The sequence below is a fragment of the Achromobacter sp. 1011791174 genome (genome assembly GCF_059760925.1).
Genome location: NZ_JCBANH010000062.1, coordinates 1 through 21,948 on the forward strand (window position 1 = coordinate 1; position 21,948 = coordinate 21,948).

The window sequence follows — 21,948 nt, forward strand, 5'->3', positions numbered from 1 at the left end:
GGGGGCGAGGGCTGCTGCCCTTCGCCCACCTGCTCGAAGCCCTCGGCCTGGATGGCCCAGGGCTCGTAGCGCTGGCCCTGCCAGAAGATCGGTCCGACCTGCATATAGCCGTGGAACCGCAGGACCTCGCCGCCGATGCCGCTGGCGTCCAGCTCGAACAGCTCGACCAGCGCGCCCGGCTCAAGTTTTTGTATGTCTGCGTTGATGCCCATTTGCTCAAACTCCATCCGCGTCGCGGAAATTGCGCGCCCGGCCGGGTCCGCCGGCGCGCGCTTCAGGGGACCACGGACTCTTCGAACGTGACCGCGATGGTGTACATGTCCGCGCCCATGGGCTGCACCGACAGCGAGCGCGCCTTGTAGCGGCCCTCCTCGCCCAGCGGCGGCGTCCACAGGAAGGACTTGCCGCCGGCATGCCGGCGCACGAAATCCAGGATGGGACGCACGTAGACTTCGTTGCCCACGAATTGCAACGGCCAGGACTGCGTGACGGTATGGATGCCGTCGGCGGCTTCCTGCTCGTAGCCGTCGCCGAACTGCACGCGCAGCGTGCGGTCCTTGAAGGCGCCGACGGGGTTGGGCCGGGGCGACCAGTTGAAGACTTCGAATGCCATGCTCAGGCTCCCAAACGGTTGTTGCTGGCCTGCCAGGCGAGGCCGCCCTGGCGGTAGGATTGCGACATGCGCCGGTCCACCAGCTGCGTGACGTACTCGCCGATCTGCTGGCCGAACTGCTTCCAGCCCGGTTCGCCGGAATCGGAACTGGCGCTGACGTTGCCGTCCTGTACGTAGACGTTCACGGCCACGCCGCCCGCGCCGGTGCCGGCGCCACTGTCTTGTGGCAGTCCGGCGAAAGAGGCGCGGATGCCCAGCGAGCCGTCGGCGCCGCGTTGCAGCGGCATGATGGCTTCGGGACCGGCCTCGCCCATCAGGCCCATGGGGAAGGCGACGGCGCGGTTGACGATGCCGTTGGTGAAGACGTTGCCCTTGGCGCTCTTGGAAGAGAACCCGAAGAAGCCCATCACGGAGCTGCCGATTTCCCCCAGGAATCCGCCGACATCGCCAAATATGCCGCCCAACGGGCCACCCTTGGCGAAGTCGCCGAACATCAGGTCCATGAGCTTGGCCGACGCGGCCGACGTGACCATCTTCGCCACCGAGTTCAAGAACGACAGCCCCATCTTGTCGAACTTGTCGGAAACGAAGTCATACATGCGGGTGCCCAGGATGTCCTGGATCTTGCCCGCGCCCTCGCGCGCCGAGTCGGTCAGGCCGTCAACCACCTTGGACATCAGGTCGGTTTTCTTCGGACCGAGTTCGCGTTCCTGTTTGTAGATCTGCGTGTCGGTAAGGTTGCCCTTGGCGTACTCTTCCCTGGCCCAGTCGAGTTTCCTGGCGTTATCCTCGTCGCGCTCTGGATTCTTTTCCGTGACACTGTTGATGTAGGCCCGGCGGGCGCTTTGCTCGTCGCGCCAGTCCTGTTGCCTGGCCAGGTACATCAGTTCTTCTTTGCTATCGCCATCCTCACCCGCGAACTTGCCGCGCGAGATTTCGTACTGCATCTTGTCCGCCGCGGAGGTCTTGCCCGACAGCGCCAGGGCGCGGTCCATGTCGGCAATGGCCTGATCCGCCAGCGACGACTGCCGCGCCTGCGTTTCCTTGCCCAGCAATTGCACGGACTTGCCGCGTTCGGCGTTGGAGGCTTTCAGCGAGACGGCTTCCGCCTTGCCCGTCGTGCCCGCCAGACCCGCCGCCTTGTTGTAGTCGCGCATGGCCAGCGCGGCCTTCTGCATTTCGAGCGTCTGCGCCTTCAGGCTGGCGGTCGTCTGCTTCACAGCATTGTCCAAGGCCTGTTGCTCGGCGACGCTGCTTGAGTTGTTCGTCATGATTTTCCACACATCATCGTGCCGCCCCCGGCCCGCACGCGGCGGGCCGGACACGTCATCAAGACCCCTTGTTGACCTTCGACAGCAGGAACGCCTTCAATGCGTCGGCACCCGCCTCGGCGGACGGCTGCGCATCGTCGGCGTCCCAGCGCACCAGCATGTCCGTGACGCGGACCTTGGCGCCCGCCGCCTGCGCCACCACGGCGGCAAGGCTGGCGGCCAGCAGGTCGGCGCGCTCGTCGCCCAGCGGCGACTGGCGGTTGAACTCCCGCCACAGGGACAGCTCATGGGTGTCGATGGCATCCATCAACTCGCCCAGGGTGCGGCCCAGCCGAAGGGCCAGGATCATCAGGAAACGGAGGTCTGGCGTTTCCTGGAAGGCTTTTTTGCGTGCGCGTCGGCTCCCTCCCCGAGGTTGCCCAGCTCGATCGCCTTGGCCGCCAGCATCAGGTGCGCCGGGCCGAAAGCCGCGGCCACGGCGTCCACGTCGGCGTCGCCGAAGACGCGGCGCGGGCCGGCTTCGGTCTGCTCGTACAGCGTGCGCACCAGCAGGCTGGCCGAGGCGCGGGTGTAGTCCACACCCGGCGCGTCCAGCTTGGCGCGCACGCTGTCATCGGCCTCGCCGGGCGTGACGCCCGCGGCGGCCCAGATGGCGCGGATGTGGAACAGGTGATCGCTGGGACTGGGCGCGCGCACGATGACGCTGGCGCCGTCCCACTCGGGAACGTTCAGCGCTTCCGAGCGAAAGCCCGCCAGCGGATCGGTGACCCGGTCGCGCAGGCTGGCTGGCGCCTTGGCGCGGGCCTTGATGGACGTGTCCGTCATGGCGCTCAGCCTCCGTTGGCCGGGGCGTCGGTCATCTTGACGGCGCCGGTGACGCGCACGTTGAACGTGGCGGACACGACGTTGTCCAGCTGGCCTTGCCACTGGTATTGCGTGACCAGGCCCAGGAACTCGAACTTCGAGCCATCGGCGAAGGTCACGCGGAAGGCGCGGCTCTTCTTGTCGCTGCGGGCCGCGACCAGCACCTTCTGGGCGGCGTCGCCGGCCTTCCAGTTGCCGGCCATGCTGAAGGTGCCGCTGTCGTCCAGGCCCAGCGCGTATTCCTTGGCGGCGGACTTGAGCACGGTGACGTCGATCTCGGTGGTCTGGCCGCCCTGGAAGTTCGGGTCCTTGATGGTGATGGCCAGGTCGGCGTAGGTCAGGCCGGTGGCGGCCAGGTCGTTGGTGCTCGTGGTGGACACTTCCAGCTGCGTGCCCTGGGTCTGAACGAATTGCGAAACGGTAGTACCAGCCATTGCTGACTCCAAAAAAAACCCGCCGGAAATGGCGGGCGAAACGGAATTGCGGCCCCTGCCGCGCATCCATGAAAGAAGGACCACCGGGCCGCGCGCATGGCGATGCGCTTGCGTCACGCAAGTCGCGTGCGCCGCGGACGGAATGGTCCTGCGAAGAAAAAGAGGCTCCTGGGCATGCGCCCGGGAGCCTCTTCGAAAACCTGTCGGAATGCCGCGATCGGCCGGCAACAAAAAACCCGCGGCCTGCTAGTCGGTGCAGTTCCGCGGGTTCTGTTTTGGCCGGGCGCAACTTGCCCCGACGGAAATCATTATGCAGCGGCCGCCCGACCCTCACAAGCGCTTTGGCGATCGGCGTGTCGCACCTGGCCAGCGGCCAGCAGCGCGCGCCGGCGCAGCGCCGGCAACAAGGCGGCGCGCGCGTCCAGGTAGGCGGCATGCTGCGCTTGCGGCGACAGGCGCGGATTGCGGAACACGGCCGCGCCGGCGGCCTTGTTGCCGGCATGCACGCCGATGGCGGCGCGCTGCTGCCAGGGCAGCTCGTCGATGCACAAGTCCACCTGCTGGCAACGCGCGGCGTTCAAACGCGCATCCACGTCTTCGCTGTCGACATAGGCATCGTCCGGCACCATGCCGCGCGCGAAGGCGGCGATGCGGCCCACGCCCAGCTTGGGGCGATAGCCGCGGGTCCAGTGATACCAGTCCATGATCAGGGCTTCGGCCTGATCGGCTTCCGTGGGCGCCGTGCGCGGCGCCAGCCTGATGACCGCGCGCGGCGCCGCCGCCTTGGGCGTGACCGCCGCCTCGCGCCGCGCCGGCGCGACCCAGCCCTGCGACACCCGTAATACCGCCTGCCTTGCCTGTTCCATCTGCCGCTCCTTGTCCATGTGATCCATTGCCTTGCCCGGCTCCGCCGCCAGTCTTGCCGGCGCCGCGCCGGCACGGGCACGCGCCAACGCGCCCAGCGGCGGACAGCCGGGTTTCAGTAGCAATACGCTACCGATGCTTCCATCTGAAAGACGTACATATTTCGTGTGGTTCATATGGCAATTCTACAAATGTATAATCTTGATTTCAACACTTGTTGTTGCACAATTTTCCACAACTGTTAGCGTCCCACCCCATGGCACTCGGAAAACAAATCAGGCGCTACCGCAGCGCGCTCGGCCTCACCCTCGAACAACTCGAAGCCCGCACCGGCGTGGGCGTCGGCACCATCGCCGCGCTCGAAGGCCGCGACAGCGAACGCTCGAAGTACGCATCACGGCTGGCCGCCGGGCTGGGCCTGACGCTGGAGCAATTGCTGGACGAATCGGCCGACGCCGGTTCGGGGTCCGGCTCGCTGGTGCTGGACTCGCCGCATCAGCCGTCCACGGATGACGATGACCTGCGCATCCCGCGCTTCGACACCGGCGGCGCCATGGGCGCGGGCGTGGAACTGCGCGACCAGCCGGGCGTGATCCAGAGTCTGCGCGTCAGCCAGGAATGGCTGCACAGGAACGTGCGCCACTACACGGCGGCCAACAAGCTCTGCGTGGTGACGGGTTTCGGCGACAGCATGCGCCCCATGTTCAATCCGGGCGATCCGCTGCTGGTGGACCTGGGCGTGGAAAAGGCCGACATCGACGGCGTGTTCTTCTTCCGCGTCGGCAACGAGGGGTTCATCAAGCGCCTGCAGCGCATACCCAGCGCGCGCGGCCTGCTGATCCGCGCGAAATCGGAAAACCCCAAGTACGACGCCTGGGACATTACCGAAGGCATGGACCTGCAGATCTTCGGCCGCGTGCTGAAGGTCTGGCGCAGCGACGACTTCTAGGGCCGCCGCCTCGCCGGGCGCGGCTCAGTCCAGGCGTTCCAGGCCGGCCAGGCGATGCGCCGGAATCGCCGCGATGGCGCTTTCCGTGATCGATGCGTCCGTGCTCAGGTGCTGGATCAGGTCCAGCGTGGTCGAGCGACGCGTGAGCATCAGACAGGCCACTTCATCGCCGGCCACGCGCGTCGCGTGCCAGCAGCCGGCGCGCATGCAGACGCCCTGCCCCTGCGGCACGCGAAAGGCCGCCAGCGTGGCCAGGTCCGGGCTGCCGTCCTGCGCGCTCTGCGCCACCACCTGCACCACCGTGCCAGTCAGCGGCACGATGGCCTGCTGGGTCAGCAGATGCTTTTCCAGGCTGGCGATGTCGGCGTCGCGGCTGCGATAGTTGACCCACAAGAGTTCGGCATCGCCGCCGCCGCCCGTGTTGAACACATGTTCCTGCCAGAAATCCGTGGCGGCATTCGTGAATAGCGGCACGCCGTTGCCGTCCGGCATGGGCTTGCCCAGCATCCAGCCATAGGCGCGGAAAGTGTCGGGCGTCAGGTCCTGCAGGGGTATGGAGGTATCGCTGGTCATGCTGGATCTTGAGTGGGCTTGCCGGCAGCGCCGCGCTTGGGAAATTCGGTGTCGTAATCGAAATCGCCGCGCGCGATGGCTGCCTGGATGGCGCTCCTGCGCTCGGCGGCGCGCTTCAGGTTGGCGGCGGTGGGCTTGGCGCGGATGCGCTCGACGCAGCGCCGGCCTTCGAACTCGAAACTGATCTCGATGGATGATTCGGACGCCGGCCTGACGCCTTCGAATCCGCGATTCATGCTGTTCCCCCGTGCGCCACGGCATCGCCGCGTCAGGCGACGCGGCGGCCATGGCTGTTCATGATGGCGGCGCGGGGAAGGCCCGTCCGCGAGGCCCCTACTGTAACCCTGCAGCGACCACCATGGCGCATCGCCCCCGGTATCCGCGCCGCGCCCGCCGGTGCGCGATTTGACAGGTCCCCGGGCGCCATGAATAATAATTAGACTAAGCAATCTAATAATAAAACCGCGCATACCGACCACGACAGGCCCGTCTTGCCCACCTTTCCGTCGACCTTGTTTCCGCTGCGCCGGCGCGCGCGGATCGTCATCGCCGCCGTACTCGCCCTGAGCGCCGCGATCGCCGCGCTGCTGTGCTTCAGCGGCCTGCGCGACTTCTCGCTGGAATCGGCGACGACGCGCACGCTCACTTTCCATGCAGGGTCGGACCGTCTGTCCGGCACGCTGATCCTGCCGCGCGACGTGGCCGCGCCGCCGGTGGCCCTGTTCGTGCACGGCGACGGCCCGCAGGACCGCTACGCGGACGACGGCTACCTGCCCTTCATCAACCAACTGCTGGACCAGGGCATCGGCGTGTTCACCTGGGACAAGCCCGGCGTGGGCCGCAGCGCCGGCAACTGGCTGGACCAATCCATGCAGGACCGCGCCGCCGAGGCCATGGCCGCCTACCTGCGCGTGCGCTCCGAACCCGGCGTGGATGCCGCCAAGGTCGGCTTCCTGGGCTACTCGCAAGCGGGCTGGGTGCTGCCCATCGTCGCCAGCCGCGCGCAACCCGCCTTCACCGTCATCATCGGCGGCGCGGTGAACTGGCGTGACCAGGGCGCCTACTACACGCGCAAGCGGCTGCAGGCCCAGGGCGTGGCGGCCGACGAGATCGAACGCCGCCTGGCGGCCGAACGGACCAGCAACGACGCGCTGTTCGGCGAACCACGTCCGCTGGCGGATGTGCTGGCGGCGCGGCCCGACATGACTCCGGCGCGCGCCCGCTACGTGCAACGCAACTATCTGTCGGATGCGTCCGGCTGGATCCCGAAAATGCGCGGCCCGGTGCTGGCCGTGTGGGGCGAGATGGACCCGAACGTCGATGCAGCCGTGAACGCCGCGCGCTATCGCCTGCTGTTCGCCGACGCACCGGACAAGCGCGTCATGCTGGTGCCCGACGCCGGCCACGTGCTGCTGCGCGCGCCGCAATTCAACGACCAGATCGCCAGCGACTGGACGCTCTGGAAAAAGCTGCGCTTCATGCTGCTGGGCCGCGAAGCCTACGTGCAGCCTGCCGTGCGCGACATCGCCGACTGGATCAGGCAGGCCGCCGCCGGCCATTGAAGACGGGCCTCCCTGTCGCCGCTCCAACCGCTTTTCCGCTGACATGGAATGGCCGTACCATGGCCGCAACCTCACCCCGCGCAGGAGCGCATGCCATGGCCACCGATCTCACGAAGCACTACGTGCTGCTCAACCCCGACGGCGCCTCCATCACGACACAGGGCGGCAATGCCTTCTGGTCGCAGTCGCCGGACCAGCTCGACGCCTACGGCCGAGGCTGGCTGGTGTCGGAATATGAATTCGCCTCGGACTGGAAACAGTGGGAAATGCACCCCGAGGCCGACGAGCTGCTGCGCGTGATCGCCGGTGAAACCGAGTTGCAGCTGGAATGGCCCACCGGCATCCAGTCCGTGATCCTGCGCGCCGACCAGGCCTATGTCGTGCCCAGGGGCGTCTGGCACACGGCCAAGGCGGCCGCCCCCTGTCGCATGCTGCACATCACGATGGGCGCGGGCACGCAGCATCGGCCGCTGTAGCGCCCCGGCGCCGTTCCCGCGCGCGGGCGCCGGGGCCGGCCTTCAGGCCCGTGCCGGCGCCATGCGCGGGCGCGGCAGTTCGCGGTCGTCGATGGGCCAATGCAGCATGGCTGCCAGCAGCCCCAGCGCGATCGCGCCCAGCCAGATCAGGTCGTAGGAGTGCGTGGCCTCGTACACCAGCCCGCCCAGCCACACGCCCAGGAACGAGCCCAGCTGGTGGCCGAAGAACACGAAGCCGAACAGCGTGGCGATGTAGCGCACGCCGAACACCTGCGAGATCAGGCCATTGGTCAGCGGCACCGTGCCCAGCCAGATGAAGCCCATGACGGCCGAGAAGGCGTAGACCGACCACACCGACAGCGGCAGCAGGAAGAACAGCGCCATCGCGCCGGCGCGGATCAGGTAGATGTAGGCCAACAGGTGCTTGCGGCGATACCGCGCGCCCAGGATGCCGCAGACATAGGTGCCGGCGATATTGGCCAGCGCGATGATGGCCAGCGCCGCCACGCCATCGGCCGCGCGCAGGCCACGGTCGGCCAGATAGGCGGGCAAGTGCGTGCCGATGAAGGCCAGCTGGAAGCCGCAGGCCAGGAAACCCAGGTTCAGCAGCCAGAAGCCGCGCTGCGCGAAGGCTTCGCGGATCGCCTGCCCCAACGGCTGGTCGCGCTCCGACGGGCCGACGCCGGACGCGGGGCGCCGCGCTTCCCGCAGGATCAGCGCCAGCGGCAGGGCCACCGCCAGCGCCACGGCGAACAGCGACAACGCCCGCGTCCAGCCCGCGCCGCTGATCAGCCACTGCGCCGCCGGCACCAGCGTGAACTGCCCCAGTCCGCCGACCGCGCCGGCCACGGCCAATGCCCAGCTGCGCCGCTCGGGCGCGACCAGCCGGCTCAGCGCGCCGTAGATGACGGCGAAGGCGGTGCCGGACAGGGCAATGCCGACGCAGATCCCCGCCGACAGCACGAACATCGCCGGCGTGGCCGCGAGCGTCATGCCGACCAGGCCCAGCACATAGAAAACCAGCCCGGCGGCGATGACCTTGGCCGAACCATGGCGGTCGGCGATCATGCCGGTGAAAGGCTGGGCGACGCCCCAGGTCAGGTTCTGCAGCGCCATGGCCATGGCGAAGGTCTCGCGCGACCAGCCCCGGTCCATGCTGACCGGCAGCAGGAACAGCCCCTGCACATGGCGCACGCCCAGGGCCAGGCCCATGATGACGCCGCCGGCCAGCACCATGGCCCACAGCAGGGCGGGCGTGACGCGCGGCGGCGAGGAAGAGGCGGCAAGGGGCATGGCGGACTCCGGCGTGTGGCGTCGGCCCCCATGCTGGCGGGCATGATGGCATTACAGCCTCGCGCGGGCGCGTGCTCAACCGATTATTTTTCACGTTCCGCATGCGCGCGGCGCATGCCAGGCGATGACGGCCGGCGCGCCGTGCCGCGCACCCGAGGCGAACTGCGCAGAGCGGGCTGACGCGGGCGACTCGCCGCGACGCGCGGCGCCCATGCCGGCGTCTTGTTAACGGATCGTTTTCTATAGTTACATTTATCGCAGCGATGCCGGCCATGCTTGGTTACAGTGCCCCCTTCCCAACTATTCCGGCAGACATACCATGCGGCAGGTCCGGCCAGGCAACATCCAGACGGCGCGCACGCGCGCACCCTTCCCCGCGCGCGAGGCGGCATGACGCGCGCGCCGTTCTTCCGTCCGCTGGCGCTGGCCGCCGCGCTGGCCGCCCTGGGTGCCGGCCCCGCCCACGCCATGTCCGACTGGCAGCGCGAATGCCAGCGCGGCACCTACGAGATCAATCCCTACACGCCCTGCGCGCAGCCCTTCCACGAAGGACTGGCCGCCGTCATGACCGGCAGCGAGGAAGATGAGGCCGGCCGCTGGGGCTATATCGACAAGCAAGGCCGCATGGCCATCGCGCCCGCGTTCCAGGAGGCCACGCCGTTCCAGAACGGGCTGGCCGCGGTGCGCCAGGACGACCTGTGGGGCTATATCGACGCCAAGGGCGCCTGGGCCATCCGCCCGGCCTACGCGGAAGCAACCGGCTTCAACGCGCAAGGCACGGCGCTGGTCCGGATCGACGAGCGCGACGTGCTCATCGACCGCCAGGGCCAGACAGTCAAGACGCTGCCGCTGGGCGCGCGCAGCTGGGGCTTCCGGCCCGGACAGACGCTGGCCGAGATCGAGGTGCCGCAGCCGCCGCGCCTGTTCAACGTCGCCACGGGCCGCGCGCTGACGCTGCCGGACGACGTCATGGCGCTGGGCGAGCCGACGCAGGGCCAGATCCCCGCGCAACGGCGCGCCTCGCGCTACAACGGCTGGTGGGGACTGCTGAGCGCCAATGGCCGCTGGGCCGTGCCGCCGGAAACGCTGCGCTCCGAAGAGGCGCCGCTGCGCGACGGCAACGTCATCGCCGTGCGCCGCGACGGGCGCTGGCAGTTCGTGGACCCGCAGGGCCGACCGCTGTCGAAGCAACGCTATGGCGATCGCGTCGCGCTGCTTGCGCCGGGCGCATGGCTGGTCAAGCGGGAACACAACGCTCCGGCGATACTGCTGGACGCCGACCTCCGGCCGATGCGCAGCTTCAGGCAGGACTATGCCTGGCCGGAAAAGCGCGAAGGCTGGACGGTGCTGCGCGACGACGAAGCGATCCTGCTGGTCGATCCCGTCGGCCGGCTCAGCATCCTGTCCCTGCCGCAAGGCCGCGTGGACATCCAGAATGGTCGCGCCTGGGTCTATGCCCGGACCTCGGACGGCGCCACCGATGCGGCGACCGAAGGGGCGACGGACGAGGCGGTTGACGCCACCCACGCCGCCATCGACGCCTCGCAGGCCGCCGCCAACACCTCGCTCGCCGAGCCGCCGTCCCCGCGCACGGCGCGCAAGCGCAACGACAGGAATGCCGAGCCGGGCGGGCCTGCGCCGCGTCGGCGGCCCGCCCCGCGCCCGAGCCGGACCCCGCGCCTCCGACGCCCCCTCCGGTCTATCGGCTGCCCGATCCTCCCGCCGTCGCGGATCCGCCGCCGCCCATGGTCATCATGCCCAAGCCCGCCGCGAACATGCCCGCGCCAGGGCCGACCGCCATGCCGGTCGAGGCGCAAGCCGCCGATGCCGCGCCCGTGGCGGTGGACGCGGCGCAGGAAGCAGGCCAGGCCGTGGATGCCGCCGTCGCGGAAGCAGCTGTCGCGGAAGCGGCGGCCGACGCAGCCGCGGCAGCGGCCGATGCAGCCATAGGCTCGGCCAACCGCCCGGAGACCCTGATCCAGATCTACGCAGCCGACGGCCAGCCGCTGCTGAGCCACACGCAGGCGGCCCGCCTGCGCGATTACAGCGTGACGCCGGTGCAGCCGGACAAGCGGCTGTCGGCGCGCGAGGCCGCGCTGTTGCCGCTGGCGACGCTATCGCCGAGCGACTACGAGCAGCCCAACGGCATCCTCACCGCCGACGGCAAGATCGTGATCGACCCCTCGTGGAGCCGCATCGCGACTTATGACGCCAGCCTGCCGCTGGTGACGCACACGCGCGACGACAAGGTCGGCGCGATCGACGCCGCCGGCCGCTGGGCGGTGCCGCCCAGGTACCAGGAGCTGGATACCTTCAACGGCGGCTATGCCTGGGCCCTGCCCTTTGACGCCAACAGCCGCAACCAGACCGTGCTGCTCGACGCGCTGGGCCGCAAGACGGCCCTGCCCGATGCCGTCCGCCGCAATGGCGAGTACCTCGACGGCGGCCTGATCACGTACTACGCGCTGGACGACGATCACGAACGCGTCTGGGGCCTGTGGGACATCCGCAAGAACGCACCCGCGCTCAAGCCCTCGCTCGCCGCCATCGAGAAGTTCGAGGGCGACTGGGCCCGCGCGCAATCCGGCGAGCGCTGGGGCGTGATCGGCCGCGACGGCAAGTGGCGGGTCAAGCCCGACTACGAAGGCGCGTACCGGCTCGACTACCTGGGCCAGGGCTACATGCTGACCGAGGAAGCCAAGCCGGCCGGGCAGTCCGATGCCTACGACAGCTTCTACCGGCTGCACCACCTGCCCTCCGGCAAGGCCTCGCCGCTGCTGCGCGGCAAGCCCCAGGCGCTGGAGGGCGGCCGCCAGATGGGCCTGCTGGCCGACGGCGGCACCATGCTGTTCGACACGCGCGGCGGTTCGGTCCGCCTGTTCCAGGGCAAGCCCGAGAACCAGCGCCAGTTCGGCGACTGGATCTCGCTCAGCTACGACGACCGCAAGGGCGCCATCGACGCGCGCGGCAATATGAAGATCGCCGCCGAGAACGGCGAGTTCAATCCCTTCTTCGTGCAGCCCGATGGCCTGGCGCGCGTCAATACCCCGCAGGGCTATCGCCTGATGGACCAGAACGGCGCCATCGTGCAGGCCAGGCTGGGCGACGCCATGCCGCTGGCCTCGATGCAGCGGCTGGTGGTCGAGGACCGCGACGGCTCGCGCAGCGTGATGGTGGACATGCAGGGCCGCGAGATCGCGCGCTTCAACAAGACCTATAGCGTGGACGCGTCCACCGCCAGCGAAGGCGTGGTGGTGTACGAAGGCGACAACGGCCGCCATGGGTTCGTCAATGCCGAGGGCAAGCGCGTCGTGGGCCCGTACTTCAACAAGCTGGGCCCGCTGCGCGACGGCCTGGCGCGGGCGCAGCGCGAGCAGCGCAGCGGCAAGCTGTACGGCTACATCGACCTCACCGGCCGCTACGCCATCGCGCCCGCGTTCGCCTGGGCCGACGATTTCCGCGAGGGCCGCGCCCTGGCGCGGCGTGGCGACCAGCTCATGTACATCGACCCGCGCGGCCAGGCCGCCGCCTCGTTCTCGCTGGTCTGCGGCGCCGTCGTCATCCGGGACGCGCAGCAGCGCGTGACCTGGCCGGCCAAGCCGCTCTCCTGCCCCGACGCCGCCGGCCTGCAATACGCGCCGGCCACCGAAACCGCCCAAGCCGGACAGTCATGACCTTACGCCTGATTCCCCTCACCCGCCTGGCCTGCGCCGTCGCCGCGCTGGGCCTGCCCCTGGCCGCGCAGGCGCAGCAATACTGGCACGCGTCCTGCGCCTACGACGCGCCCAGCCCGCTGGCGACCGGCGGCTTCTACGATGGCGGCAGCGACGCCGTCAGCGGTTGCATCCGTTCCATCTCCGAAGGCCGCGCCGCCGTGCTGCTGCCCTCGGCCCTGTTGCCGATCAAGCGCGTGCCGGCCAATGCGTCCCTGCGCGGACACGCCTGGGGCTTCCTGGACGACAAGGGCCGCCTCGCGGTCAAGCCGATCTTCGACCAGGTCGGCGATTTCCATCACGGGCTGGCCGCTGTGCAGTGGCAAGGCAAGTGGGGCTATATCGACGCCCGCGGCCGCATGGCCATCGCGCCGCGCTTCGACGAAGTTTCCGATTTCGTCGAGGCCGGGCTGGCGATCGTCACGCTGGACGGCAAGCGCCAGATCATCGACCGCCAGGGCAAGCCGACCGGCGACGCGCTGGACGCGTCCGTGGACAACGCGCAGTTGTCGGACGGCCTGCCCGCGCGGCTGATCGTGCGCTACCGCCCCGAGTACCAGGCGCCCGACGGCACCCGGCGCTACGACGAGCCGGGCCGGCGCATTACCGGCGCCTACGGCAAGGACCTGCTGATCGCCGCCACCGAGCGCGGCGAATACGGGCTCTTGAACGACAAGTGGGAATGGGTGGTCGAACCGCGCTACGAGGAAATCACGGTCCAGTCCGACTGGACGCTGGCCGTCGCCCAGGGCCGCGAGGAAGTCGTGCTGCTGGACGCCAAGGGCGAGGCCATAGGTGCAGGCAAGGGCTATCGCAGCCTGGCGCCGATGGGCGCCTTCTGGCTGGCCGAGTTGCGGCGCGGCAGCTACGAGCTGCTGGACGCGAAGGGCCAGCGCCTGGGCAACATCGACGAACGCCAATCGCGCCGCATCGAACCGATAGGCAAGGCGCTGCTGTCCATGAGCGGCGACACCGCGAAGCTGTGGGTGCCTGGCAGGACCGAGGCGGTGACGCTGGGCAAGGATCTGGCCACGCCGCGCCAGACGCAAGGCTATGCGCTGTTCCTGAGCGAAGCGCGCCGGCCGCTCGGCCTGCTGACGCCAGGCGGCGGCTGGGTCGACGGCGCCGCCCTGCCCGCCGCCGTCGGCCAGATCGATGGCTTCGACGAAGTCCACGGCCGCCTGTGGCTGCACGACGCCGACGGCAAGCTGCTGGCCGTGTTCAATCCCGATGGCAAGCCGGCGCTGGACGCCGCCGCGCTGGCCGCGCTGAGCGAGCAGCCCATGCGCGCCTTGCGCCACGCCGGACCGGACGCGCCGCTGGCCCTGCTGACGCAGGGCCACTGCCAATGCGAGGAGGCGCGCGCCGGCCTGGTGCTGGCCGACGGCACCATCGTGACCGACCCATCCTGGGAATCGGTGGCCTCGCTGGACGAATCCGAAGACGAGTACGGCGGCGACGAGGACGGCGACAAGCCGGCCGCGAACGACATGCGCTTTGTCGCCCGCACCGAGGCCGGCATGCGCTTGCTCGACGCGCGCGGCAAGCCCATGGACCTGCCTCCGCAGCAACACATCGGCCAGTTCCGCCACGGCTACGCACTGGCCTATGCCCAGGGCGCCGCGCGCATCGTGGACCGCGCCGGCAAGCTGTACGAACTGCCCGATTTCTTCGAGGCCGAAGTGGCCGGCCCGGGCCTGGTGCGCTTCCTGAACACCGCCGCCGAGGGCGATCCCTGGGGCCTGTACGACTTCATCGCCGGCAAGGAAATCTCGCCGCCGGCGTTCCAGCGCATCGGCATGTTCCGCGATGGCCGGGCCGAGGCCGCGCTGGGCGAGAACCGCGCCGGCATCATCGACACGCAGGGCAAGTGGATCGTGCCGCCCGAGTACCGCGAGGCGCGCCCGGAGGTCGGCGACCTGTGGCAGCTGCGCCAGGCCGGCTCGCAGACAGAAGAATACCTGCGCCCGTCCGCGCTGGCGTCCCGCGACGGCCGCGTGCTCACGCCCTTCGCCGCGCATCTGGAGGTGGCGCAGGACGCGTCCGGCGGCTACATGGCCCGGACCAACCAGCGCCTGTGGCAGATCTCGCGCGACACGACGTCGGTCCGGGAAATCTCCGACGCCGACATCACGCCGCTGGGCGGCTGGCTGGGCATCCAGCGCAGCGACCGGCTCGGCTACGTAGACAGCTCGGGAAGCTGGCAGATCGCGCCCGAGCGCCTGGGCGGTTCCGTCTTCCACGGCTCGCCGGCGCGCGCGCTGCGCCTGGGCCACCAGGAAGGCCAGGAAGACCGCCTGGTCGACACGCAGGGCAATACCGTGGCCACGCTGCCGGTCGGCGACTGGAGCTGGCCGACTGGCTCGGACTGGCTGATCCGGCAGCGCCACGTGGCCAACCAGGGCATGGTCACGGACTACTTCGACACCGACGGCAAGCCCAGGCTCAGCGCCGTGCCGGGCCGGGTCGGCGCTTACTCCGAAGGCCGCGCGGTGAAAGCGCTCGCCAACGGCCAGGCGCGCGCGGTCAACGAGCAGGGCAAGCACGTCGGCCCGGTCTACGACGAGCTGTGGCAGCGCCGCGACGGCTTGGCGGTGGCGCGCGTGGACCAGCACTACGGCTACGTTGACGGCCAGGGCAAGCTGGCCATCCCCGCCACGTATGCCCGCGCCTCCACGTTCCAGGACCAGCGCGCGGTGGCATCGACCGACGCGGCGTCCCTGCTGATCGACACGCGCGGCGACATGCTGGCCTCGATTGGCATGGAGTGCGGCATGCGTACCCTGCGCAATGCGCGCGGCCAGCGCCTGTGGCCGCTGAGCCTGCCGCCGCGCTGCCCGGCCGAACCGACGGGGGAATAAGGCAACGGCGGCGGGAGTGTTTTCGCCGCCGTTGCTTCATGACATCACGACGCGGAGGTTCACAGGATTGGACGTTCGGGCGTCATGCTCGAGAGCATCCCCAATGAGTGGTTTGATCGATTGAAATTTAATCACTATGATTATCTTCAGATCATCCGCTGACTCTTCGCTGAGGCAGAAGCCCACTCCACCAGAAGGTACAACATGACAGCAGCAACCAAAGTGCTGACCGCGCACGTCCCGCTACCGCTGGCGGACAAGGTGGATCAGATGGCTGCGCGGCTTGAACGCTCGCGTGGCTGGATCATGAAGCAGGCGCTTTCTGCGTGGATCGCCCAGGAAGAAGAACGCGACCGGCTGACCCAGGAAGCGCTGGCTGATGTGGACGCCGGGCGCATCATCGACCACCAGGCCGTTCAGGCATGGGCCGCAAGCCTGGGTACGGATCAACCGCTGCCGGCGCCGCGCTGATGGCGCTGCAATGGACCAGCAAGGCGCTTTCCGATCTGACTCGCCTGTATGAATTCCTGGCTTCTGTAAACCCGCCCGCCGCCTCACGGGTTGTGCAAGCGCTGACCAAGGCACCAGCCAGTTTGCTGACCAACCCGCGCATCGGCGAACAGCTCTTCCAATTCGAACCCAGAGAGGTCCGGAGGATCCTGGTCGGCGAGTACGAAATCCGTTACGAAATCCAGGGCTCGATCATCTACGTACTGCGCCTGTGGCACACCCGGGAAGATCGCTGAAGCTCCTTCCCGAGCAATCCCTGCTCCCTGCGTAGCCGCGCTGACGCGACCACGCCCCGCCCTACACCCGATCCAGCTCCAGATAACGCCGGGTCTGCACGATCTCCTCGCGTTCCTTGAAGCTGGCCAGCCGCTCGGCCAGCCCGCTGCTGTCGCCGTGCTTGCGGATCTCGGCCAGCGTCGCCTGCATGGCGTGGATGGCGGCGCGCTGCAGGTCCGAGGGGATGATGGACAGGTGATAGCCCATCGCTTCCAGCTCGGGCAGCGGCACCAGCGGCGTCTTGCCGCCGTAGAACATGTTGATGAGCTTCAGGCCCGGCAGGCGCTGCGCGATGGCGCGGATCTGCTCCAGCGTTTCGGGCGCCTCGACGAAGATCATGTCGGCGCCGGCCTCGATATAGCGTTCGGCGCGCGCGATGGCGGCATCGAAACCTTCCACAGCGATGGCGTCGGTGCGCGCGATGACCAGCGCGTCGTCGTCGGACAGCGTCTGGCGCGCGATGCGGATCTTGCGGCACATTTCCCCGGCGTCGATCAGGCTCTTGTCGTCCAGGTGGCCGCAGCGCTTGGGAAAGGACTGATCCTCGATATGGAAGGCGGCCACGCCGGCGCGCTCCATCGCGCGCACGGTGCGCTCCACGTTGGCCGAGCCGCCAAAGCCGGTGTCGGCATCGGCCACCACCGGCAGACCGCCAGCGTCGACGATCTTCTCGACGCGGTCCATCACTTCGCTGAAGCTGAGCAGACCGATGTCGGGATAGCCGGCGGCGCGGGCGATGGCGCCGCCGCTGGCGTAGACCGCGTCGAAGCCCGCGGCTTCCACCAAGCGGGCGGACAGGCCGTCGTAGGCGCCGGGGGCGGCGACGATGCCGCGCGACAGCAGTTCGCGCAAGCGGGTGCTGGCTTTCATGATGAATCCTTGGAAGATGAACGATGGCTCATCTTCGCCGGCTCGAACTAGAATGTCCAATATATGGGAAATTGATAACTAGAACTTAAAAGGTATCAATATGGAATTGCGGCATCTGCGCTATTTCGTTGCCACCGCCGAAGCCCAGCACTTCACGCAGGCCGCCGAGCAGCTAGGCATGGCGCAGCCGCCGCTGTCGCAGCAGATCCGCCAGCTGGAAGCAGAGGTTGGCACGCCGCTGTTCGACCGCAAGGGCCGCGGCGTGCGGCTGAACGATGCCGGACGCGCCTTCCTGGCCTGCGCCCAGGACATCCTGCAACGCGCCGACGCGGCGCTGCAGACCGCCCGGCGCGCGGCGCGCGGCGAGGTGGGCGAGCTGACGCTGGGCTTCACCGAAAGCGCCTCGTTCAATGCCGTGGTGACCGAGCTGATCCGCCAGTACCGGCAGCGCTACCCGGATGTGGAAATGACGCTGACCCAGGGCGACAGCGAAACCCTGGTCGCGCAGCTGCGCGAGGGCGCGCTCGACGCGGCCTTCGTGCGGCCGCCCTTCGCGCTGGACGGCGGCTTGGCCTTCGCCCACCTGGACGAAGAGCCGTTGATGGTGGCGCTACCGCTGGGCCATGCGCTGGCGCGGCGCAAGCGGCTGGCGCCGGCCGATCTGGCGCAGGAACGCTTCATTCTGTATTCGCGCAAGTCCGGCTACGGTCTCAGCGCCGACATCATGGCGGCCTGCCGCCAGCACGGTCTCAATCCCCTGATCGGCCAGCGCGCGCCGCAGCTGTCGTCGGCGGTGAATCTGGTGGCCGCCGGCATGGGCGTGGCCATCGTGCCGGCGTCGCTGCGCCACCTGCGGCCGGACGGCGTGGCTTGCCGTCCCTTCGCGCTGGACTGGCCGCGCGCGGTATTGGGGCTGGCCCTGCGCGAGGACGCGGGCGGGCGGGCCGCCAACCTGCTGCGGCTGGCGCGGGAACGGGACGGCGACGCGACGCAATCCCGTTGACGCGGGTCCGGGACAACGCCGGACTCAGTCGTCGTGCGACTCGTGCACGGCCGCGACGCCGCGCTTCCAGTAGCTGGCCGCGCGGATGCGGCGCTTGTCCACGCCATGCTGGCCCACCATGATCTCGCGCAGCGCCTTGGCGGTGGCAGACTCCGCCGCCACCCAGACATAGCCCTCGCCTTCCGGCAGCTTCAGCTCGCGCGCGGCTTCCAGCAACAGGGTGCTGTAGCCGGCCGCCACGCCGTTGCGATGCAGCCAGCGCACCGAGGCCCGCGCGCGCGTGTCCAGCGCGATTTCATTGTCCGCTTCCGGCACTTCGATCAGCGCGATGACCTGCGCGGACGCGGGCAATTCCTCGATCCGCCGGGAAATCGCGGGCAAGGCGGTCTCGTCGCCGATCAGCACATGCCAGTCGAAGCCCATCGGCACCACGAAGGAACCGCGCGGGCCGCCGATACCCAGCACCTGGCCGGGCGCGGCGCGCTCGGCCCAGGTCGATGCGGGACCGTCGCCGTGCATCACGAAGTCGATGACCAGTTCCTGGCGTGCCGCGTCGAAATAGCGCGGCGTGTAGTCGCGCGCCTGCGGGCGCGGCGCGTCGTCGGGAAACTTGATGCCGTCGGGCGTGACGCTGGGCAGGACCAGCGGCTGAGACGGATCGGACGGAAAGAACAGCTTGACGTGATCGTCGAAGGACGGCGACACGAAGTCCTGCAGGTCGGCCCCGGTGAAGGTGACGCGGGCCATCAGCCCGGCCACGCGCTCCACGCGGGACACGATGAGCATGCGCATTTTCAGGTGATGGCGCACACGCTCGACAGATAGATCGCTACGGCTCATGAATGCTCCGGACAGGAAAACGGGGAATCAATCGCGGGACTTGCCCGTGATGGCTTCGGTGGCGCGGCGCAGGATGTCGGCGATGCGGCGCTGTTCGGCCGGCTTGGCGTCGGTGCTGTCCAGCAGGGCGCGCTTGAGCGCGCTGCGGGCCTGCACGAACTCCGGCACCCAGCCGGTGGCGCGGTCCTCGCCCTCGGGGCCCAGGTCTGGCGGCTGGCCGCTCCATGCCTGGCGCATCCAATCCATCTTGCGCGCGATGTGCTTGAACTTGTTGAACTGCACCGACAGGCGATCACGGTTGGCGTCGAGGTATGCGCGGCCCGGCTCGGCCAGGCTGTAGCGCTTCTTGGCGCCGTCCTGCTCCACGGTGGCGCAGCCCAGCTCTTCCAGGTACGTCAGCGCGGGATACACCATGCCGGGGCTGGGCGTGTAGAAGCCGTTGCTCAGCGTGCCCAGCGCCTTGATAAGCTCGTAGCCGTGGCTGGGATTCTGCTCCAGCAGGCCCAGCAGCATCAGTTGCAGGTCTTCGGCCGACACGCGGCGTCCGCGCGTCCAGCCACGGCCGTCGCCGCCGAAATCGTCGTCGGCATCGCCGCCGCGACCGCCAGGGCCGCCCGGCATCCAGCCGCCGCCGCTGGCATGGCGCGCGTGCCGGCCGCGCATGCCGTGGTGGCCGTGGTCTTCGTGGCGGCCATGGCGTTCGTGATGACCGTGGCCTTCGTGATGGGCATGACGTTCATGCTCGCCGTGATGGCCCTGGTGTTCACGATGACCGTGATGGCCTTGATGGCCGTGGCGATGGGAGTGCTCGTTCCAGTCACCGCAGAACGCGCCGACGGAACGGTCGTGTCGTTCGGCGTGGCGGCCGTCGCGGTGGAACATGGCATGGTCGCGGCGGTCGCCGCGGTGCCCGCCGTGGGCGTCGCGGCGCATCTGGCGCGCGGCGCGCGCAAAGGCGGCAAGGAATTCGGTATGGCGCATGGGAGCCTCTCTTGGTCAGTCTTTAGATATATCTAAAGATATATATCGAAAGATACACCTCGGCCTTTCCCGCCGTCAACCTCCGCGTTCGCGCACCCCCAGCGCGATCCCCCCCACGATCAGCCCCATGCCGGCCAGCAGCGCGCCGCCCAGGTGCTCGCCCAGCACCGCCGCCGAGCACAGCAGGCCGAACACGGGCACGCCCAGCAGGCCGATGGATGTGACGCCGGCCGGCAGGGAGCGGTTGACGTTCACCGCCGCCCAATACGCCACGGCGATGCCGAACACCCCGCCGTAGCCGAGCAGCCACGCGAGGTCCGCGCCCCAGATCACGCGCGGCGCGCCTTCCCTCGCCCAGGCCACCGCCGACAACACCACGGTCGCCAGCAGCGCCTGCCAGAAGGCCAGCTCGAACGGCAGCGTCACCCAGCGGTGGGCGCGCACATAGACGATGTTGGCGGCCCAGCACAGCGCCGCGAGCAGCACCAGCGCATTGCCGAAGATGGCCGCGCGGTCGCTCCAGTCGAATGCCAGCGGATTGAAGATCAGGACCAGGCCGGCCAGCCCCAGCAGCAGCCCGGCGCGGCGGCCCGGTCCGATCGGTTCGCCCAGGAACAGCCGCGCGGCCGGGATGACCCAGAGCGGCGTGGTGTAGGCCAGCACCACCGAGCGTCCGGCCGGCACATGCTGCAATCCCAGGCTCACCAGCGCGGCGAACGCGCCCATGTGCAACAGCCCCACGCTCAGGATCACGGGAATGTCGGCGCGCACCGGCCAGGCCACGCGGCGCAGCGCCAGCCCCAATAGCAGCAAGGCCGCGGCGCCGACGGCGCTGCGCGCGGCCACCGCCCACAAGGGCGTCATGTATTGCAGCAACAGCTTGCTGACGACCCAGGTGAAGCCCCAGGCCAGCACCACCACGGCCAGCAGCGCCAGCGCCTGGCGCCGGGAAAGCGAATCCTTGCTCATTTTCTACGGCGCCGCGCGGCGCGTTGCGGACTAGCCCAGACTATAGGAGCCGGGCGCGCCGCCGCCGTAGCGCCACGCCGCGCCTATTCTCTGGAGCCACGCGCGGCGGGCCGGCGCGCCAGCCATTTGGCGGCGTCCGCCGCCCGCGCATCGTCCGGCGCCGGCGCGTACACCACCAGGCTCAGGTGCCGGTTCTCGTCCACGGTCAGCGTGGCGTGCTCGAAGGCCACCTCGCCCAGCGCGCCCAGATTCAGGCTGCGCAGGCCCAGGCAGGAACCGTGCACGTCGTGTTCGCGCCACCAGGCCTTGAAGTCCGGCGACACGCGCTCCAGCTCCTCGACCAGCTCGACGATGTCGGGCACATCGGAGGCGCTGGCGAAGCTGCGGCGAAAGCTCGACAGCATGCGCGGCGCCTGCGCCTGCCAATCGACGAAGACCTCGCGCATGTGTGGATCGACGAACAGCATCCACAGCAGGTTGCGGCGGCCCGGCGCCTGCGCCGAGTAGCGGAATACCTTGTCCGCCGCCGCGTTCCAGGCCACCACGTCCCAGCGCAGGTTGAGGATGTAGGCGGGTCGGGCCGGCAGGTCGTCCATCAGCCGGCGCAGCTGCGGCGGCACGGTGCACAGCGTGCGGCCAGGCTCGGCCGGCGGACGCTGGTGCGCCAGCAGGTACAAGTGGCGGCGCTCGGCCGCGTCCAGCTTCAATACCCGCGCCAGGTTGTCCAGGAAGCCGGCCGACACGCTGATGTTGCGGCCCTGCTCGAACCAGGTGTACCAGGCCAGGCCCACCCCGGCGAGCGCGGCCACTTCCTCGCGTCGCAGTCCCGGCGTGCGCCGCCGGCCGCCGGCCGGCAAACCAAGTTCGGCGGGACTCAGGCGTTCGCGCCTCAGGCGCAAGAATTCGGACAGGTCGGCGCGGGTGCGCGCCAGGCGCGGCGCGGCCGCAGCGGTGATCGTGGAGCTGTCGTTCATGGGAGCCTGAAGCAAGGATCACGCCGCTCGAACCCGTGCGGCAGGGACGCGC

General features: G+C 69.2%; 25 protein-coding genes. 10 read left to right on the top strand and 15 right to left on the bottom strand.

Annotated elements, in window-relative coordinates; all coding sequences use genetic code 11:
• The 7 genes from AC6LJ5_RS19890 to AC6LJ5_RS19920 form a co-directional block, all read right to left on the bottom strand.
• Window positions 1–212: phage minor tail protein L (locus tag AC6LJ5_RS19890; protein ID WP_498141382.1), on the bottom strand; the 212-nt coding region annotated here is incomplete at its 3' end.
• A gap of 62 nt (window positions 213–274) precedes the next feature.
• Complete coding sequence (locus AC6LJ5_RS19895) at window positions 275–613, bottom strand: phage tail protein (protein ID WP_498141383.1); 339 nt, start codon at window positions 611–613, stop codon at window positions 275–277.
• 2 nt (window positions 614–615) lie between these two features.
• The gene (locus AC6LJ5_RS19900; protein WP_498141384.1) at window positions 616–1,884 is read right to left on the bottom strand and encodes a phage tail tape measure protein; all 1,269 of its coding nucleotides are present in this window, start codon (window positions 1,882–1,884) and stop codon (window positions 616–618) included.
• A gap of 58 nt (window positions 1,885–1,942) precedes the next feature.
• The gene (locus AC6LJ5_RS19905) at window positions 1,943–2,233 is read right to left on the bottom strand and encodes a phage tail assembly protein T (RefSeq protein WP_103271253.1); all 291 of its coding nucleotides are present in this window, start codon (window positions 2,231–2,233) and stop codon (window positions 1,943–1,945) included.
• The gene (locus tag AC6LJ5_RS19910) at window positions 2,233–2,709 is read right to left on the bottom strand and encodes a phage tail assembly chaperone (protein WP_103271254.1); all 477 of its coding nucleotides are present in this window, start codon (window positions 2,707–2,709) and stop codon (window positions 2,233–2,235) included. The genes AC6LJ5_RS19905 and AC6LJ5_RS19910 overlap by 1 nt, the downstream gene beginning before the upstream one ends.
• Before the next feature lie 5 nt (window positions 2,710–2,714).
• On the bottom strand, window positions 2,715–3,182 hold the full coding sequence (locus AC6LJ5_RS19915; RefSeq protein WP_103271255.1) for a phage tail tube protein: 468 nt from the start codon (window positions 3,180–3,182) through the stop codon (window positions 2,715–2,717).
• 308 nt (window positions 3,183–3,490) lie between these two features.
• A complete protein-coding gene (locus AC6LJ5_RS19920; protein WP_498141385.1) occupies window positions 3,491–4,075 on the bottom strand; it encodes a hypothetical protein in 585 nt (194 codons plus the stop codon).
• A 227-nt stretch (window positions 4,076–4,302) separates the two neighbouring features.
• Here AC6LJ5_RS19920 and AC6LJ5_RS19925 point away from each other — a divergent pair, with 227 nt between their 5' ends.
• On the top strand, window positions 4,303–4,995 hold the full coding sequence (locus tag AC6LJ5_RS19925) for an XRE family transcriptional regulator (protein ID WP_103271258.1): 693 nt from the start codon (window positions 4,303–4,305) through the stop codon (window positions 4,993–4,995).
• Window positions 4,996–5,019: 24 nt separating this feature from the next.
• Here the strand turns inward: AC6LJ5_RS19925 and AC6LJ5_RS19930 are convergent, their stop codons facing one another.
• Window positions 5,020–5,568, bottom strand: coding sequence for an ureidoglycolate lyase (locus AC6LJ5_RS19930; protein WP_498141386.1), 549 nt, complete (start codon window positions 5,566–5,568; stop codon window positions 5,020–5,022).
• On the bottom strand, window positions 5,565–5,804 hold the full coding sequence (locus AC6LJ5_RS19935; protein ID WP_212315762.1) for an Arm DNA-binding domain-containing protein: 240 nt from the start codon (window positions 5,802–5,804) through the stop codon (window positions 5,565–5,567). The genes AC6LJ5_RS19930 and AC6LJ5_RS19935 overlap by 4 nt, the downstream gene beginning before the upstream one ends.
• Window positions 5,805–6,059: 255 nt before the next feature.
• Here AC6LJ5_RS19935 and AC6LJ5_RS19940 point away from each other — a divergent pair, with 255 nt between their 5' ends.
• The gene (locus AC6LJ5_RS19940) at window positions 6,060–7,130 is read left to right on the top strand and encodes an alpha/beta hydrolase family protein (protein WP_498141387.1); all 1,071 of its coding nucleotides are present in this window, start codon (window positions 6,060–6,062) and stop codon (window positions 7,128–7,130) included.
• Between the two features lie 95 nt (window positions 7,131–7,225).
• Window positions 7,226–7,606: a cupin domain-containing protein gene (locus AC6LJ5_RS19945; protein ID WP_103271261.1), complete on the top strand. Its 381-nt coding sequence runs from the start codon at window positions 7,226–7,228 to the stop codon at window positions 7,604–7,606.
• Window positions 7,607–7,648: 42 nt separating this feature from the next.
• Here the strand turns inward: AC6LJ5_RS19945 and AC6LJ5_RS19950 are convergent, their stop codons facing one another.
• Window positions 7,649–8,899 (bottom strand): MFS transporter, encoded by a 1,251-nt coding sequence (locus AC6LJ5_RS19950; protein ID WP_498141388.1) that lies wholly within the window; start codon window positions 8,897–8,899, stop codon window positions 7,649–7,651.
• Between the two features lie 390 nt (window positions 8,900–9,289).
• On the opposite strand from AC6LJ5_RS19950, the gene AC6LJ5_RS19955 reads away from it, so the two are divergent.
• The 5 genes from AC6LJ5_RS19955 to AC6LJ5_RS19975 all read left to right on the top strand — a co-directional run bounded on the left by AC6LJ5_RS19955 (window position 9,290) and on the right by AC6LJ5_RS19975 (window position 16,219).
• Window positions 9,290–10,849, top strand: a complete 1,560-nt coding sequence (locus AC6LJ5_RS19955; RefSeq protein ID WP_498141389.1) for a WG repeat-containing protein — start codon at window positions 9,290–9,292, stop codon at window positions 10,847–10,849.
• A gap of 332 nt (window positions 10,850–11,181) precedes the next feature.
• On the top strand, window positions 11,182–12,573 hold the full coding sequence (locus AC6LJ5_RS19960) for a WG repeat-containing protein (protein WP_498141403.1): 1,392 nt from the start codon (window positions 11,182–11,184) through the stop codon (window positions 12,571–12,573).
• Complete coding sequence (locus tag AC6LJ5_RS19965; RefSeq protein ID WP_498141390.1) at window positions 12,570–15,473, top strand: WG repeat-containing protein; 2,904 nt, start codon at window positions 12,570–12,572, stop codon at window positions 15,471–15,473. Before AC6LJ5_RS19960 ends, AC6LJ5_RS19965 begins: the two co-directional genes overlap by 4 nt.
• Window positions 15,474–15,677: 204 nt before the next feature.
• Window positions 15,678–15,944: a CopG family ribbon-helix-helix protein gene (locus tag AC6LJ5_RS19970; protein ID WP_392408833.1), complete on the top strand. Its 267-nt coding sequence runs from the start codon at window positions 15,678–15,680 to the stop codon at window positions 15,942–15,944.
• A complete protein-coding gene (locus tag AC6LJ5_RS19975) occupies window positions 15,944–16,219 on the top strand; it encodes a type II toxin-antitoxin system RelE/ParE family toxin (RefSeq protein WP_392408834.1) in 276 nt (91 codons plus the stop codon). Before AC6LJ5_RS19970 ends, AC6LJ5_RS19975 begins: the two co-directional genes overlap by 1 nt.
• Before the next feature lie 61 nt (window positions 16,220–16,280).
• On the opposite strand, the gene AC6LJ5_RS19980 is transcribed toward AC6LJ5_RS19975, so the two are convergent.
• The gene (locus AC6LJ5_RS19980; protein ID WP_103271264.1) at window positions 16,281–17,129 is read right to left on the bottom strand and encodes an isocitrate lyase/PEP mutase family protein; all 849 of its coding nucleotides are present in this window, start codon (window positions 17,127–17,129) and stop codon (window positions 16,281–16,283) included.
• A 100-nt stretch (window positions 17,130–17,229) separates the two neighbouring features.
• On the opposite strand from AC6LJ5_RS19980, the gene AC6LJ5_RS19985 reads away from it, so the two are divergent.
• Window positions 17,230–18,132 (top strand): LysR family transcriptional regulator, encoded by a 903-nt coding sequence (locus AC6LJ5_RS19985; protein WP_498141391.1) that lies wholly within the window; start codon window positions 17,230–17,232, stop codon window positions 18,130–18,132.
• Window positions 18,133–18,156: 24 nt separating this feature from the next.
• Here AC6LJ5_RS19985 and AC6LJ5_RS19990 read toward each other — a convergent pair whose 3' ends face one another.
• Together AC6LJ5_RS19990 and AC6LJ5_RS19995 are read right to left on the bottom strand one after the other, a co-directional pair.
• Entirely contained in the window at window positions 18,157–18,972 is an 816-nt protein-coding gene (locus AC6LJ5_RS19990) for a siderophore-interacting protein (RefSeq protein WP_498141392.1), read from the bottom strand.
• 27 nt (window positions 18,973–18,999) lie between these two features.
• Window positions 19,000–19,635 (bottom strand): PadR family transcriptional regulator, encoded by a 636-nt coding sequence (locus AC6LJ5_RS19995; RefSeq protein ID WP_498141393.1) that lies wholly within the window; start codon window positions 19,633–19,635, stop codon window positions 19,000–19,002.
• Between AC6LJ5_RS19995 and AC6LJ5_RS20000 the strand changes: the two genes are divergently transcribed.
• Window positions 19,612–19,989, top strand: coding sequence for a hypothetical protein (locus AC6LJ5_RS20000; RefSeq protein WP_498141394.1), 378 nt, complete (start codon window positions 19,612–19,614; stop codon window positions 19,987–19,989). The genes AC6LJ5_RS19995 and AC6LJ5_RS20000 overlap by 24 nt on opposite strands.
• 39 nt (window positions 19,990–20,028) lie before the next feature.
• Here AC6LJ5_RS20000 and AC6LJ5_RS20005 read toward each other — a convergent pair whose 3' ends face one another.
• Both AC6LJ5_RS20005 and AC6LJ5_RS20010 read right to left on the bottom strand, forming a co-directional pair.
• Window positions 20,029–20,922 carry a DMT family transporter gene (locus AC6LJ5_RS20005; RefSeq protein WP_498141395.1) on the bottom strand — a complete coding sequence of 298 codons (894 nt, stop codon included), beginning with the start codon at window positions 20,920–20,922 and terminating at the stop codon, window positions 20,029–20,031.
• 83 nt (window positions 20,923–21,005) lie between these two features.
• Window positions 21,006–21,896 (bottom strand): helix-turn-helix transcriptional regulator, encoded by an 891-nt coding sequence (locus tag AC6LJ5_RS20010; protein WP_498141396.1) that lies wholly within the window; start codon window positions 21,894–21,896, stop codon window positions 21,006–21,008.
• Between the last annotated feature and the right edge of the window lie 52 nt (window positions 21,897–21,948).

Bases quoted from the DNA above. Each gene is read 5' to 3' on its own strand.
- AC6LJ5_RS19895 (WP_498141383.1), bottom strand. From the start codon at position 613: ATGGCATTCGAAGTCTTCAACTGGTCGCCCCGGCCCAACCCCGTCGGC.
- AC6LJ5_RS19900 (WP_498141384.1), bottom strand. From the start codon at position 1,884: ATGACGAACAACTCAAGCAGCGTCGCCGAGCAACAGGCCTTGGACAAT.
- AC6LJ5_RS19905 (WP_103271253.1), bottom strand. From the start codon at position 2,233: ATGATCCTGGCCCTTCGGCTGGGCCGCACCCTGGGCGAGTTGATGGAT.
- AC6LJ5_RS19910 (WP_103271254.1), bottom strand. From the start codon at position 2,709: ATGACGGACACGTCCATCAAGGCCCGCGCCAAGGCGCCAGCCAGCCTG.
- AC6LJ5_RS19915 (WP_103271255.1), bottom strand. From the start codon at position 3,182: ATGGCTGGTACTACCGTTTCGCAATTCGTTCAGACCCAGGGCACGCAG.
- AC6LJ5_RS19920 (WP_498141385.1), bottom strand. From the start codon at position 4,075: ATGGATCACATGGACAAGGAGCGGCAGATGGAACAGGCAAGGCAGGCG.
- AC6LJ5_RS19925 (WP_103271258.1), top strand. From the start codon at position 4,303: ATGGCACTCGGAAAACAAATCAGGCGCTACCGCAGCGCGCTCGGCCTC.
- AC6LJ5_RS19930 (WP_498141386.1), bottom strand. From the start codon at position 5,568: ATGACCAGCGATACCTCCATACCCCTGCAGGACCTGACGCCCGACACT.
- AC6LJ5_RS19935 (WP_212315762.1), bottom strand. From the start codon at position 5,804: ATGAATCGCGGATTCGAAGGCGTCAGGCCGGCGTCCGAATCATCCATC.
- AC6LJ5_RS19945 (WP_103271261.1), top strand. From the start codon at position 7,226: ATGGCCACCGATCTCACGAAGCACTACGTGCTGCTCAACCCCGACGGC.
- AC6LJ5_RS19950 (WP_498141388.1), bottom strand. From the start codon at position 8,899: ATGCCCCTTGCCGCCTCTTCCTCGCCGCCGCGCGTCACGCCCGCCCTG.
- AC6LJ5_RS19955 (WP_498141389.1), top strand. From the start codon at position 9,290: ATGACGCGCGCGCCGTTCTTCCGTCCGCTGGCGCTGGCCGCCGCGCTG.
- AC6LJ5_RS19965 (WP_498141390.1), top strand. From the start codon at position 12,570: ATGACCTTACGCCTGATTCCCCTCACCCGCCTGGCCTGCGCCGTCGCC.
- AC6LJ5_RS19970 (WP_392408833.1), top strand. From the start codon at position 15,678: ATGACAGCAGCAACCAAAGTGCTGACCGCGCACGTCCCGCTACCGCTG.
- AC6LJ5_RS19975 (WP_392408834.1), top strand. From the start codon at position 15,944: ATGGCGCTGCAATGGACCAGCAAGGCGCTTTCCGATCTGACTCGCCTG.
- AC6LJ5_RS19980 (WP_103271264.1), bottom strand. From the start codon at position 17,129: ATGAAAGCCAGCACCCGCTTGCGCGAACTGCTGTCGCGCGGCATCGTC.
- AC6LJ5_RS19985 (WP_498141391.1), top strand. From the start codon at position 17,230: ATGGAATTGCGGCATCTGCGCTATTTCGTTGCCACCGCCGAAGCCCAG.
- AC6LJ5_RS19990 (WP_498141392.1), bottom strand. From the start codon at position 18,972: ATGAGCCGTAGCGATCTATCTGTCGAGCGTGTGCGCCATCACCTGAAA.
- AC6LJ5_RS20000 (WP_498141394.1), top strand. From the start codon at position 19,612: ATGGCGCGCGTGCCGGCCGCGCATGCCGTGGTGGCCGTGGTCTTCGTG.
- AC6LJ5_RS19995 (WP_498141393.1), bottom strand. From the start codon at position 19,635: ATGCGCGGCCGGCACGCGCGCCATGCCAGCGGCGGCGGCTGGATGCCG.
- AC6LJ5_RS20005 (WP_498141395.1), bottom strand. From the start codon at position 20,922: ATGAGCAAGGATTCGCTTTCCCGGCGCCAGGCGCTGGCGCTGCTGGCC.
- AC6LJ5_RS20010 (WP_498141396.1), bottom strand. From the start codon at position 21,896: ATGAACGACAGCTCCACGATCACCGCTGCGGCCGCGCCGCGCCTGGCG.